The organism is Peptostreptococcus anaerobius 653-L (assembly GCF_000178095.1).
GTDB classification, from domain to species: domain Bacteria; phylum Bacillota; class Clostridia; order Peptostreptococcales; family Peptostreptococcaceae; genus Peptostreptococcus; species Peptostreptococcus anaerobius.
Window position 1 is genome coordinate 44,718 of record NZ_ADJN01000057.1, and the last position, 13,761, is coordinate 58,478.

General features: G+C 34.1%; 11 protein-coding genes and 1 pseudogene. 2 read left to right on the top strand and 10 right to left on the bottom strand.

All coding sequences use genetic code 11. The features are described from left to right. Position 1: 1 nt before the first annotated feature. From HMPREF0631_RS06765 to HMPREF0631_RS06775, 3 genes are all read right to left on the bottom strand, one after another. The gene (locus tag HMPREF0631_RS06765; protein WP_002844092.1) at positions 2-1,810 is read right to left on the bottom strand and encodes an ABC transporter ATP-binding protein; all 1,809 of its coding nucleotides are present in this window, start codon (positions 1,808-1,810) and stop codon (positions 2-4) included. Further along, complete coding sequence (locus HMPREF0631_RS06770; RefSeq protein WP_002844040.1) at positions 1,794-3,971, bottom strand: ABC transporter ATP-binding protein; 2,178 nt, start codon at positions 3,969-3,971, stop codon at positions 1,794-1,796. The genes HMPREF0631_RS06765 and HMPREF0631_RS06770 overlap by 17 nt, the downstream gene beginning before the upstream one ends. A 152-nt stretch (positions 3,972-4,123) precedes the next feature. Next, the gene (locus HMPREF0631_RS06775) at positions 4,124-5,632 is read right to left on the bottom strand and encodes an SH3 domain-containing protein (protein WP_002844043.1); all 1,509 of its coding nucleotides are present in this window, start codon (positions 5,630-5,632) and stop codon (positions 4,124-4,126) included. Between the two features lie 312 nt (positions 5,633-5,944). Here HMPREF0631_RS06775 and HMPREF0631_RS10380 point away from each other — a divergent pair. Beyond that, positions 5,945-6,710, top strand: a pseudogene (locus tag HMPREF0631_RS10380) (NAD-dependent protein deacylase). Between the two features lie 173 nt (positions 6,711-6,883). On the opposite strand, the gene HMPREF0631_RS06785 reads toward HMPREF0631_RS10380, so the two are convergent. From HMPREF0631_RS06785 to HMPREF0631_RS06805, 5 genes are all read right to left on the bottom strand, one after another. Next, on the bottom strand, positions 6,884-7,324 hold the full coding sequence (locus HMPREF0631_RS06785) for a MarR family winged helix-turn-helix transcriptional regulator (protein ID WP_002844071.1): 441 nt from the start codon (positions 7,322-7,324) through the stop codon (positions 6,884-6,886). A 211-nt stretch (positions 7,325-7,535) separates the two neighbouring features. After that, positions 7,536-8,066 carry an SMC-Scp complex subunit ScpB gene (scpB, locus tag HMPREF0631_RS06790; protein WP_002844052.1) on the bottom strand — a complete coding sequence of 177 codons (531 nt, stop codon included), beginning with the start codon at positions 8,064-8,066 and terminating at the stop codon, positions 7,536-7,538. Between the two features lie 3 nt (positions 8,067-8,069). Continuing rightward, positions 8,070-8,807 (bottom strand): segregation and condensation protein A, encoded by a 738-nt coding sequence (locus HMPREF0631_RS06795; protein WP_026333387.1) that lies wholly within the window; start codon positions 8,805-8,807, stop codon positions 8,070-8,072. A gap of 28 nt (positions 8,808-8,835) precedes the next feature. Continuing rightward, positions 8,836-9,447 carry a site-2 protease family protein gene (locus HMPREF0631_RS06800; protein ID WP_002844028.1) on the bottom strand — a complete coding sequence of 204 codons (612 nt, stop codon included), beginning with the start codon at positions 9,445-9,447 and terminating at the stop codon, positions 8,836-8,838. 145 nt (positions 9,448-9,592) lie between these two features. Beyond that, entirely contained in the window at positions 9,593-11,263 is a 1,671-nt protein-coding gene (locus tag HMPREF0631_RS06805) for a ribonuclease J (protein ID WP_002844110.1), read from the bottom strand. 177 nt (positions 11,264-11,440) lie between these two features. Here HMPREF0631_RS06805 and HMPREF0631_RS06810 point away from each other — a divergent pair, with 177 nt between their 5' ends. Beyond that, complete coding sequence (locus tag HMPREF0631_RS06810) at positions 11,441-12,190, top strand: metal-dependent hydrolase (RefSeq protein ID WP_002844099.1); 750 nt, start codon at positions 11,441-11,443, stop codon at positions 12,188-12,190. 335 nt (positions 12,191-12,525) lie between these two features. On the opposite strand, the gene HMPREF0631_RS06815 is transcribed toward HMPREF0631_RS06810, so the two are convergent. After that, on the bottom strand, positions 12,526-13,056 hold the full coding sequence (locus HMPREF0631_RS06815) for an isoprenylcysteine carboxyl methyltransferase family protein (protein WP_002844105.1): 531 nt from the start codon (positions 13,054-13,056) through the stop codon (positions 12,526-12,528). A 147-nt stretch (positions 13,057-13,203) separates the two neighbouring features. Beyond that, positions 13,204-13,659: a Fur family transcriptional regulator gene (locus tag HMPREF0631_RS06820; protein WP_002844106.1), complete on the bottom strand. Its 456-nt coding sequence runs from the start codon at positions 13,657-13,659 to the stop codon at positions 13,204-13,206. Positions 13,660-13,761 lie beyond the last annotated feature (102 nt).

Genomic DNA, 13,761 nt, shown 5'->3' on the forward strand with positions numbered 1-13,761 from the left:
TTTAATCAGTTTCCCCCTCATACTGCGACCTGTATAGTTTGCTATAAAATCCATCTAGTTTCATCAGCTCTTCATGATTGCCTTGCTCGACTATATCTCCTTCATTCATAACTAGTATCAAGTCTGCGTTTCTTATTGTTGAAAGTCTATGGGCTATTATAAAACTAGTCCTGTTGACTACCAGGTTATCCATGGCCTTTTGTATCATCTGCTCAGTACGTGTATCTACAGAACTTGTCGCCTCATCCAAGATTAGTACCCTAGGATCAGAAAGTATGGCCCTTGCTATTGTCATAAGCTGTTTTTGTCCCTGAGAGATATTGCTTGAATCCGCAGTCAACATAGTGTCATAACCATGAGGCTGGGTCATTATAAACCTATGGACATAGGCAGACTTTGCAGCCCTTTTAACCTCTTCATCACTGGCATCTAACTTACCATACCTTAGGTTGTCTTTTATAGAGCCTGTAAACAGCCAGGCATCCTGAAGAACCATGGCAAACTTGGACCTATAACTTTCAAAGTCTAGTTCGTTGATGTCCTTACCATCAATTCTTATAGTCCCCGAATTTGCCTGATAAAACCTCATAAGTAGTTTGACAAGTGTAGTCTTACCAGCACCAGTCGGTCCTACAATAGCAACCTTTTGTCCTGGGCTAACGTGTAGATTAAAATCATTTATAATAATCTTATTTTCTTCATATCCAAACCTAACGTGGTCAAAGTCTATAGCACCCTTGAAAGACTTTTCATCTATTATATCCTTCTTACTTAAATCTACCTCTTCTTCATCAAGAAACTCAAATATCCTGTCAGCTGCAGCGACTGTAGACTGAAGTAGGTTCATAACCTGGGCTAACTGGTTAAGAGGTTGGGTGAAAGTCCTCATATACTGGATAAATGCCTGTATATCACCAACTTGAATATTTCCATTTATAGCCATATAGCCACCGAAGATAGCTACTATTGCATAGCCCAGATTGCCTACAAACATCATTATGGGCATCATAACTGAAGATAAAAATTGAGACTTCCAACCACTTTCATATAGCTTATTGTTAATCCTGTTAAACTCAGTTATTTCATATTTTTCTCCCATATAGCCTCTTATTACTTCTTGTCCAGAGAATGATTCTTCTATCTTTCCATTTATCTTACCTAAGTGTTTTTGCTGGTCTTTAAAGTACTTCTGTGAATTTTTGATTACAAGTCCAAGCACCAAGACAGTTATAGGTAAAACAACCAAGGATACCAAACTCATAACTAGGTTTATAGACACCATCATCACAAATACACCAACTACAGTTATCAAGGATGTCACTAGCTGCATCAATGATTGGTTAAGGGTTGTACTAAGTGTATCTACATCATTTGTAACCCTAGATATTATGTCACCCTTAGAATTTGTATCGTAATAGCTTATAGGTAGCCTATTGAACTTCTCTGATATATCCTTTCTAAGATTGTAGGTTACCCTCTGTGATACACCAGACATTATATATGATTGAATATAAGAGAATAGTGAGCTAAGTGTGTACAGGATTATCAAGGTAAATACTATCATGCCTACCTTGTAAAAATCTATTCCATCCTGAGGATTTTGTACCTTTCTCATCATCCCCTTAAATATCTCAGTTGTTGCATTACCCATTATCTTTGGTCCAACTATAGCAAATATAGTAGATAATATAGCAAATACAAATACTATAAGTATCTTTAATTTCTCATCTGCTAGGTAGCTGGACAATCTTTTTAGTGTAGCCATAAATGATTTTTTGGAAGACTTGTTTTTCTTACTCGCTGATTTCATTGTTCAACTCCTCCTCTGTCATCTGTGATTTTGCTATTTCATAGTATACCTCGCAAGTTCTTAGAAGGTCCTTATGCCTACCCCTACCTGCTATCTTACCATTTTCAATTACCAATATTTCATCTGCATCCATAATAGTATTTATCCTCTGAGCAACTACTATTATAGTCTTGTCAGATAATTTTTCTTTTATACTCCTACGAAGCATCCTATCAGTCTTTGAATCAAGGGCTGAGAAGGAGTCGTCAAATACAATAATTTCTGGATCTCTTGCTATAGCCCTTGCAATAGATATCCTCTGCTTTTGACCACCTGATAGGTTTGCACCAGCCTGCTCTACCTTAGAATCAAAGCTGTCTTTCTTAGACTGGATAAACTCCATTGACTGTGATATCTCTGCAGCTTGTTTAATTGCAAAATGATCAAATGCAGGATTGGCATATCCTATATTAGACCCAATAGTACCTGAAAATAGGGTTGCCTTTTGGTTTACAAGAGATATCTTTGTTCTAAGCACCTTGAGAGGCATATTCCTCACATCAACACCATCTACAAGAATATTTCCTGATGTAGCCTCCAAGAACCTAGGTATAAGCTTTACAATTGTAGATTTGCCAGAACCAGTTGACCCTATAATTGCTAGGGTATTGCCCTTAGGTATTGAGAAACTAATATCGCTTATTATATCCTCTTCTGCCCCTTCATACCTAAAACTTACATCCTTAAATTCTATGCTGCCTTCTTTATTGAACTTATTTACCCTACCTTCGTCTTTAATAAGTATCTCGCAGTCCAATACCTCACCTACCCTATTGGCAGATATCATGGCCCTTGGCACTATAATAGACATCATAGATATAAATAAAAATGCCATTATAATCTGCATAGCATACTGGATAAATGCCATCATATCACCAACCTGTAGATTACCTGATTCTATAGCCTTGGCGCCAAACCATATAATCAATAGAGTTGCCCCGTTCATTACAAACATCAACATAGGCTGCATTATTGACATAAGCCTTGATATAAATAGGTATATTCCTGTAAGTTCAGTATTTACCTTGTCAAATCGTTCTTCTTCATATTTGGCAGTACCAAATACCCTGTTGACCTCTATACCTGATATAAATTCCATAGATACTAGGTTCAACTTGTCAACAATAGACTGTACAATCTTAAACCTTGGCATAGCTATATACATGACTACCGCTATACTAACCAATGTTACAAGTATTGCAAGTACGATTATCCATATCATAGAAACATTGAGTTTCAATATGCTGCTAAATGCGCCTATAGCCATTATAGGACCATAAAATATAAATCTTAGTGCCATTACAGAAGATTGTTGAATCTGTTGTATATCATTTGTGCACCTTGAAATCAATGATGCACTAGAAAATCTGTTCATTTCATACTGTGAAAACTTAAGCACCTTTGAATATGAGTCCCTTCTAAGGTTCCTAGCTATTTTTGTAGAGACCCTAGACGATATAAAGCTAACTCCTATTGATGCAATTCCACCAAGAAGTGCTATAAACAACATCCACCTAGCTGTTGACCACATATATGCTTTTTGTATCTTATCTACATTCACTCCATAAGTCTTATACAATTCTTTGACCATTCTTACCGATATTTGTTTTTTGACTTGTTCAGTTAGACCTGTATCTGAAGCCAGTTCCATTCTCGGTTTCTTACCTGCCTCAATATCCTTATCTGATAGGTATATAGCCATTTTAGTCAATGAATCCGCCATGTATTTATCCAACTTAAGATAGTCACTTTTCGTCAACTTGTCTTTTAGTACATAGTAGTTTGTATCCTCATACTTTGAAGATATCATCTTAGCATTCTCATTTTCTTGCCTAATTTTTTTGTTTTCCTGACTATCGCTCTCAGGTTCCCATCTCTCATATGAACTAGCAATCTTGCCCTTGTATCCTACTTTTGTTATGGAAAGTAAGACACCATATGTTTTCTCATCTATTACTCTTGGTGTAGACTCTTTTAGTCCTCCCTGCTGGATTCCTACATTTACAATATCAGAAGTGTACTTGGGTAGCATCAATTCAAACTTGACCTGTACAACTAATATAGCAACCAAAAGCAGTATTGATAATATATGTTTGCCATAATAAGACATTACTCTCTTCATAATACTTGATCCTTTCATAAATACTCTAAAGAATATTATACCATTTTTTCATAGATAATATCCAATCTGTTTGTAAATTATATCTTAAATTTAAATACCCCACACAAGTATTTAGCTTATGTGGGGGTTGATGTCTTTTAAATTTTTATTAACTACTTATATCTAGGAACTTGGTAGGCTAGATTATGAGTAGAATTTGAGTAGGATGCTATCTCAGACATGACCCTACCTATATGTGAAGGCCACTGTATAGCTGTTGCATACTGGTGATAAATAGATGTAGTAGACCACTTCATCTTGTAAAGTGTATTCTGGTCATACTTGCCGCTATGTATATACCTATTAGATATCCATGTAGCTGCACCATCAATACCTGCAGCAACACTTGTCCAACCATTCTTGTAGGCTGTAGCAGTACCTCCTGCAAAGGCATTACCATCGACTGCACCAATACCAAAGAAGTTATAGACAGTCTTTCCATTTACTACATTACCACGTGCAAGCTTTGAAGTACCTCTTCCTGTTTCTATAAATGAATGGGCAACAAGATAGATTACATCTATGTTGTTCTTCTTAGCCGCATTTATAAATGCCTGCCCCTGATTATGGAATGGATTACCAACTGGACAATACCTGTTAATATAACTGTTTAACTGGTCAACACTTATGCAATTTGAAAATCTATCCAACCTTACAAACTGCATCATACCTGTGCTGTCAGTGAAATTATTAGGATCCATCAGGTATGTAAGTTCCTCTTTAGTAGCCCTAGGCCAACCTGGAGCATTCGATACATTTAGTGCATTTGACATCTGCATATTAACATGGTCACTAAGACTCATATTCATGTCCTGGTAACTTACTCCACCCTGTATTCCAGCATTTGAGTTCCTATTTGCAATGTTAGGGTCTATACTAGGTTTTGTTTCAGCCTCATTTATTTCATCCCTAGGAGCTTCTTGTGTCTTACCTGTATCCTTTAAGTAGTAAGAAGATACATAGCCTGTCTTACCATCCTTAGTAATCTTTGCCCAACCATTAGTGTTGGCTTCAAATACCACTTCATCTCCCTTATATATTGTCATCAATTTAGCACTAGTTGCCTTAGCTTCTCTTCTGACATTTAACTGGTTTGATGTTACTGTCATTATAGTCTTTGCTGGTATACTTGAAGTGTTGGCATTTACATCAGATAAGTATCTACTTGATAAGTATCCAACCTTACCATTAAAATCAACCTTACACCAACCTACCCTATCTTCTAATAATCTTACTATATCTCCTTTTTTAAGTACGGCAATTATTTTACTTGATGTTGTCGCACCCTGTCTAAGATTTAGCGTAGGATTGTTGATCATCTTCTGACTACCAACGTTAGAGTTTAGTTTTACATTGTTATTATCCTCACCCTTGATAATAGAATTAGACTGTACCCAACCTTCATGGTTTCCACTTTTTATATGTGACCATCCATCTTTTTCTTCTAATATAGTGACTTCTGCACCCCTCTTTAGTACAAAACTTACCCTATCATCCATGCTGGGATTAGTTCTTATATTTACAAATTCAAAATTTATATGTCCAACACTAGCCTCAGCATTTGCATTCATACCTAGGGCAGGTATAAGAGCTAGGGCAGACAAAAACATCTTAGTTTTCAATTAATATTACCTCCAATACTATTCAATAAACAGTAAGATTTGAAAAAATACCTACTGACTTTAATCTATCCTTCATTCCAAAATATACTCTATTATAACAAATAATTACAGCTATGTAAATAATTATGGCCAAAAATTACAAAAAAGTTACAAGAATACACGTAACTAATATTATTTTGTCTACAATCTACCAATATTATTTTCATCTAGCAAGCAATCAAATAATCTCTGTGGTATAATTTAATTGTGGTATTTAAATCAACTATATCAAGTTATATCACTTATAATTCTCTTAACTCAAGGAGGTCTAATATGACAAATGAAGAAAAAACATTGACGTATAATGAAAATATAAGCAAACTAAGGGATTACATAAAAAATGCAAAAAGGATTGTATTCTTTGGTGGTGCAGGTGTATCTACGGAATCTAATATACCAGATTTTAGGAGTTCCAATGGGCTATTTTCAAAAAAATTAAACAGGCAGTTTTCACCCGAACAACTAGTTTCACATACTTTTTTTGTTAGGTATACAGAGGATTTTTTCTCTTTTTACAAGTCCAATATGATATATAAGGATGCAAAGCCAAACAAGGCCCACCTTGCCCTAGCAAAACTGGAAAAAAATGGGTAAGTTGGACTCAATAGTAACTCAAAATATAGATGGCCTCCACCAACTTGCAGGTAATACTAGGGTATTTGACCTACATGGAAATATCAACCACAATACCTGTACCTCATGTAAGGCAAAATACAATCTTGATGAATTCTTAGACCTAGGAGATCCTGTACCACGCTGCAAAAAGTGTGGTTCTATAGTCAAGCCAGATGTAGTCCTATACGAAGAGTCACTAGACGACAAAACTATATCTGGAGCAATCAACTCTATATCCAAGGCTGACCTGCTTATAGTTGGAGGAACTTCACTTGTAGTTTACCCAGCAGCTGGATTTTTGGACTATTTTAAGGGAGACCACATTGTACTTATAAACAAGTCAAGTACACAGTTAGACTCAAGAGCCGACCTAGTAATCAATGAATCTATAGGTAAAGTACTTGATGATGCTATCAACTACTAAAGCTAAATAGGGAAGAAAGATATAAATAAATATATAAATAAGCATCCAAAATATCTATGAAAATAAAAATATAAATAAATGTGATAATAAAAATACGTGCACAAATGTACACGTATTTTTATTATCACATATTATTAATTTAGATGCAATCTTTAGATAAAGATTCTTAAGAATTAATAAAGTTTTTCAGTCGCCTTAAATAGAACTGACAAGCTCTTTTCTAGACTCTTCTTAAACTTTTCATCAAAGCTAGACATATTATTAGCTATTGATGTAGCTATTCTATCTTCTTCGCTCTTAAGTACTTCTTTACCTTCTTCAGTTAGACCATAGAATGTATTTCTTCTATCTTTTTCATCCTCTTCTCTAAAGACATATCCTAGTTCTACCATCTTATTTAAAAGAATACATAGGCTTGATGTTGATACATACAAGTCCTTACTTAGATTCTTTAATTCAATCTTATCATATTTCTTAACTTGCTCTAGTGTAAAAAACTGCTTAGAAGTTAACTTCTGTATTTTCTTAGTTCCTGTACCTGCAATATTTTTGATAAGATTGTCAAATAAGTTTAAATTCTGTAAAATTAGGAGTGCTAATTCCTTATCTTCCATTTTTTTGCCTCCAATACTTAAAATAATAATCTCCATAACCATTGTCTTTTTGTATAAAATATATTAACAATTTTAATATAACATAAATCCTATACAATTAAAAGACCTAAATTAAATAAATTTAAAGTTTTCTATTTTTTTATAAATTATACATAAATATTAATTAAGAATTTCTTAATATTAATATAAATCTTTCTTTATGATTTCAATTCTAGTCTATTCCATTACTATTTGGGCTATCCGGCAGCTCCTCAAGAGACTGAATGTCTAGTAATTTTAAAAATTCATCAGTAGTCCTATATATTATAGGCTTGCCTGTTTTGTTGAGCCTGCCAGCCTCATATATAAGGTTGTTGTCTATAAGTGTAGCTATTACCTTGTCGCACTTGACTCCCCTGATCTCTTCTAGGTCATTTTTTGTTATAGGCTGCTTGTAAGCAATTATTATCAAAGACTCAAAAGTTGCCTGACTAAGGTTTTTCTTCTTGTTGGGTTCAACAACTCTCTTAACAAAGTCACAATATTCATCATTCGAACACATTTGGTATTTATCGTTTAACTTAATTATCTGTATGCCCCTTTTGTTTTCCTTATATTCCTCTATAAGTTTATTCAGCATAAGTTCAATTTCCTTAAAAGAAAGCTCTTCATTTATAGCCATATTTAATTCTTTTATTGAAATAGGTTCTGCATACGAAAACATTATAGCTTCTATTATATTTTTGATATCACTTCTTCTCATATATTACTCCTGGTTCAACTTAATAATTTTTATCTGGTCGTAGAATTTTTCCTGTACAATCTGAACTTCCTTTAACTTGACCATCTCAAGTACAGCCAGAAAACTGGCGATAATCTCTTTTTTATCCTGCTCTTTACTTATATTAGAAAAATCTAGGATTGCACCATCCTTTAACATCTCTCTTATGTATGTTATCTTATCTTCTACAGATACTATCTTGTTCTTGACAATGGTCTTTAGTTTTTGATTCTTTTCTAGCTTTTCTTCCATTTTGACCAAGTCCTTGTCTGAGAACAAGCTAGGCAGTATATCTATTATCTTATCAAGATTTATTGATCCTAGGTCATATACAAGGTCAGAACTATGGTTATTAGGAGCACTCCTATAATATCTCCTGTCATACTCACTAACCCTTGGAAGCAAGTCTTCAGATATATTTTTGTACTTTTTGTACTCCTCTATTTTTTGGACAAGTTCAAGTCTAGGGTCTTCCTGGTCTAAGGACTTGTCTTTCTGGTAGAGAACATATCTAGACTTTATCTCTAAGAGTTTTGATGCCATAGCTATAAAGTCACTGGCAGTATCAAGGTCGATTCCCTGCATACTATCTACATACTCAACATACTGGTCTGTTATTTCAACTATAGATATGTCCCTTATGTCTATTTTATTTTTATTTATCAAATCAAACAAAAGGTCCATAGGCCCTTCGTATATTCCCGTCTGCACGCTGTAAGACACGCACTTCACCTCACTTAATTAATTTATATTACAAGAACAACCTGACTAAGCCCAAAAACAGCCCATAGATAGGACTCAGTATATATGTTAGCTTACCTGAAAACATAAGGACTATAAATAGTATATAGGCGTAGTTTGAGTAGGCATACATCTTCTCTACTATTCTAGCTGGTAAAAATGTTGCCAATACGTTCCAACCATCAAGTGGTGGTATAGGAAGTATATTAAAGGCTGCAAAACCAATATTATAGGTAATCATAGCAACAAATATGTCTGAAAACAGGGGACTAGTTATAAACCTACTCATTATTGCAAATACTATTGCAGAAACAAGGTTGAATGCTATACCAGCCAAGGATACAGTAATATTCCCTAATCTCAGATTCCTGTAGTTGTATGGGTTGACAGGCACTGGCTTTGCCCATCCAAAATGTATCAAAAACATCATCAACATACCAAATGGATCAATATGGTCTATGGGATTAATAGTCATCCTTCCCATATTTTTGGCTGTATCATCACCGTTTAAATGAGCTACATAGGCATGACCAAACTCGTGAATTGAAATTGCAAACAAGATGGCCAAAGCACTCGTCAAAAACGATGAAATTGAATTTAAAAAATTTATATCAAAATTCATTTTTTCCTCCTTAAAATAGTACTAAAGAGATTATAAAACAAGAACCTTTAGATACTATTAATTCTTGTTTTACAAAAATCATTTTACAAAAATAAGAGGACAACCAATAGCTATCAGCCCTTGGTTGACCCCTTAACGACTCTTTCTATACTTCCATCAATATAGGCAATATCATAGGATTTCTCTTAGTCTTAATATACAGATAATCCTTTAGTTCTTCCTTTATAGTATTCTTGATATAAGCCCATTCTTTTATATTCTTTGACTCACACTGTTCAAATACATTGTTTATTATAGCCTTTGCGCCATCCATCAAGCCCTCAGACTCTCTCACATATACAAATCCTCTTGATATGATGTCTGGACCTGCAAGTATCCTACCATCTTCCTTAGATAGGGTTACAACAATAGTCATAAGTCCATCTTCTGATAGGTGCTTTCTATCCCTAAGGACAATATTACCAACATCTCCAACCCCAAGACCGTCTATAAGAATTCTACCTGAGGCTACTCTTCCGGCCTTTCTAGCAGACCTCCTATCCACCTCAAGGATATCTCCATTGGATATTATAAATATATTATCTGGGTTAGTACCTACACTCTTTGCAAGCTCTGCATGTCTCTTTAACATCTTGTACTCACCATGGACTGGCAAGAAGAACTTTGGCTTGGCAAATGCCTGCATCAGCTTTAATTCATCCTGTCTAGCATGACCAGATACGTGTATATCAGCTATGTCACTAGATACAACCTCTGCTCCCTTTTCTAGTAGGAAGTTTATGATTTTTGATACTGTCTTTTCATTTCCTGGTATAGGATGGGCTGAGATAATAACTAGGTCACCCTTCTTTATCTCTACTTTTTTGTGTTCTGAATTAGCCATTCTTGCTAGGGCTGACATTGGTTCACCCTGAGAACCTGTTGTGATTATGACAAGTTCTTCATCCTTATACTTGTGTATATCGTTTAAATCAATTATATGCTCATCTGTAGTCAAATATCCTAAATCCTTGGCAACACCTAATATATTGACCATAGATCTTCCTGATACTGCTACCTTTCTTCCGTACTGCTTGGCTGCATCAGCTATCTGCTGTAGCCTGTGAATATTAGATGCAAATGTAGCAACAATTATCCTCGAATTCTGAGCCTTTTTGAATAGATCATCAAGACCTGCTCCCACGCTCTTTTCAGACATTGTAGAACCTGGCTTGTCTGCATTTGTTGAATCCGCCATCATCAATAGGATACCCTCTTCGTCACTAATCTGGCATATCCTATGTATATCCATCATTTCACCATCGATAGGTGTAAGGTCTATCTTAAAGTCTCCCGTATGGTATATAACCCCTTGATTAGTATGTACTGCTATAGAGTAAGCATCCGGTATAGAATGGTTAACTCTTATAAATTCCACGCTCATGTGCTTTAACTTAATCTGGTCCCTAGAACCTACCGTATTAAGTTTAGCCTTTGTAATCCTGTGTTCTTTTAGTTTTACCTTTACAAGCTCCATACTCAAGGCTGAACCATACACTGGAACGTTAATCTTCTTCAAGATGTAAGGCATTGCTCCAATGTGGTCCTCATGACCGTGAGTGATAAATATCCCCTTCACCTTGTCTATATTCTTCTCTAAATAAGTAATATCTGGTATTACTATATCAATTCCCAACAATTCATCTTCTGGGAAACATAGACCTGCGTCTATTACTATTATCTCGTCCTTATACTCAATAATGGTCATATTTTTACCAATTTCGTTTAGACCACCTAGAGGTATAATCTTTATCTTATCGTTATTATTTCTTGACAAAATCTACTCTCCTTTTTATTTTATTTAACTTAATCACGAACACAAATGTTACTATATATAATACCACACTTTTATATCTTTTAAAATATTTTTTATATAGAATAGCGATTATTTGACATTTTGTTTCAATTTATGTATGATAAACTGAGAATATGAAGATAAAGGAAAGGATTTATTATGAGGGGTAAAACACACTTGATCCTAGGCAGCCTATCGAGCCTAGAACTTGCAATACTTTACAATATTCCTATAGGACCTGTTGGACTGGCTAGTGTCTTATTTTGCTCTATTGTGGCGGACCTAGACGAGTCCAATTCCAATGTTATGAACAATATCATAAGAAAAGATACTACAAAAAAAATCCACACCCTGCTATCATACTTCTTAGCAATAGTCCTTTTTTACTACTCCCAGAAAGTTGGTAAAAACTTCTACCTGGCACTCGGTATCTCGGTGATTGTGGTAACCCTTACAGCAAAAAAATTCACAGCTGGTAAATTAAGAAATATATTTATATTTATATTTTTCTTTATACTATCTCTTAATTTTTATCTTTTTGATTTTAATTTGGGGCTTGTTTTTATCAGTAGTTTATTGTCACTGTTTCCATTTTTAAAACACAGGAAACTAACCCACTCACTCATTATGTTACTTATAGTCTATGGACTTGTCCATCTAGTTGAAGTACAGACCGGTATCAGGCATCTGGCCATCTTGTCTACTATAGCTTACTCAAGTCACCTAGTGCTTGATCTGACAACCAAAATGGGGATACCTCTTTTCTACCCCTTTAGTTCAAAAAACTATAGCCTGTTTCCTTTGAGAGTCGGCTCCTTATTTTGCAATATGGTAGAAAATATCCTTATAGTCATAATGGCCATCATATTTTCATTATCACTAATAAGTATAGGACCAAGATTTAAATAAATATAAAATCACTCAAAAACCACAATAAAAAACAGCAAGCATATTCACTAACACTTTTAAGCTAACTATCAGTAAAAAGTTCAGTCCTATTGCTTGCTATTTTTTAATTAAAATCGTTTATTCTATATTTGTATTTTTAATTCTTGTATCTTCAATTTTCTACTTAGAATTTTGTGTTTTAACCTACTATTTCGCTTCTTCCAACTTAGCTGTTAACATTCTATTATAGTCTGTTTCGTCTAATGAGTTTACTAGCTCATAAGCCTCGTCCATCCATCCGATAAACCTATAGCCATCTTTTGTTGGTCTTTCTAGTTTATTTTAATACAATATTTCTATCGATTTGGTATAATGTACTTTTCTAATATCATGTTTTCTTGACTTATCCTCTTATACAAAACTATGGCATATAGAGGCAAAATGACTAAACTTGTTAATTTGGCATGGCACAAAAGTCCTATACCACATAGTTCAGGCATTATATTCAAGAAGTAGTTTGGATGTTTAAAAGTCCTGAACAACCAGTGATCCACATACTTATGATTTTTTAAAAGCATCAACTTTACAGTCCATATATCACCTAGAATGCTAATAACTGTATAAAGAACTATCATAGAGAAAATCACCATGGATATTCCTACTAGTCCAACACTATCAAGCCTAACCCCTCTAATTATGGCTTCGATCGGACAAAATACATAAAAAAGAATGTGTAGTATGGTTATGGCCTTTGTGTTTTTTACACCAAATTCTTTTCCACCATTTTTTAATATTCTCTTTTCGTTTTTGATAGATATTTTAAGAAAGTACAACCTTAAAACAAATATTAAAACTACTAAAAGTGGTACTACATAATTTTTAAACAATAAAAATCCCCTCCAATAACTTATTTTACAATACAATATTATAAAATAATTGGAGGGAATAATCCATTTATAATTTTCTATTTTTTTCTGTGGATTCACTTAAATTTTCTATAATAATATTAAAGAAAATATTAAAATACACTAAGTTTACTCTGCTTCTGGCTTGTTCTTACAAACCTGACATTTTCCATAGAACTTTAGGTCATGGTTTTGAACTACAAATCCATACTTTTCTTCTACCTGAGATTCTATAGCATCTAGTAAGTCTTCTCTAACCTCTATAATAGCACCACAATCATTACAGATTAGGTGGTGGTGGTGGTGAGCATCTTCACCTTCAATATTTATTTCATATCTAATACAACCATCATCCAAGTTCAACTTTGATATACCATTTATTTCATCTAGTAACTGCATAGTTCTATAAACTGTTGCTAGACCTATTTCTGGGCAATTTACCCTTACCTTATCATATATTTCTTCACTGCTAAGGTGTGATTTTTCATTCTGTATTAAAACTTCAATTATAGCTCTTCTTTGTGGCGTTATTTTAAAGCCAGTTGCTTTAAGTTTTTCTTTAAGTATCTCCATTGTGTTTTCCATTTATTTACCTCCTAACTTTCAATTGATAATGTTATTAATTAATATATTATAGTAAATACAGATATCTGTCAATACATTTTTTAAAACCCCTTGGCAATGATT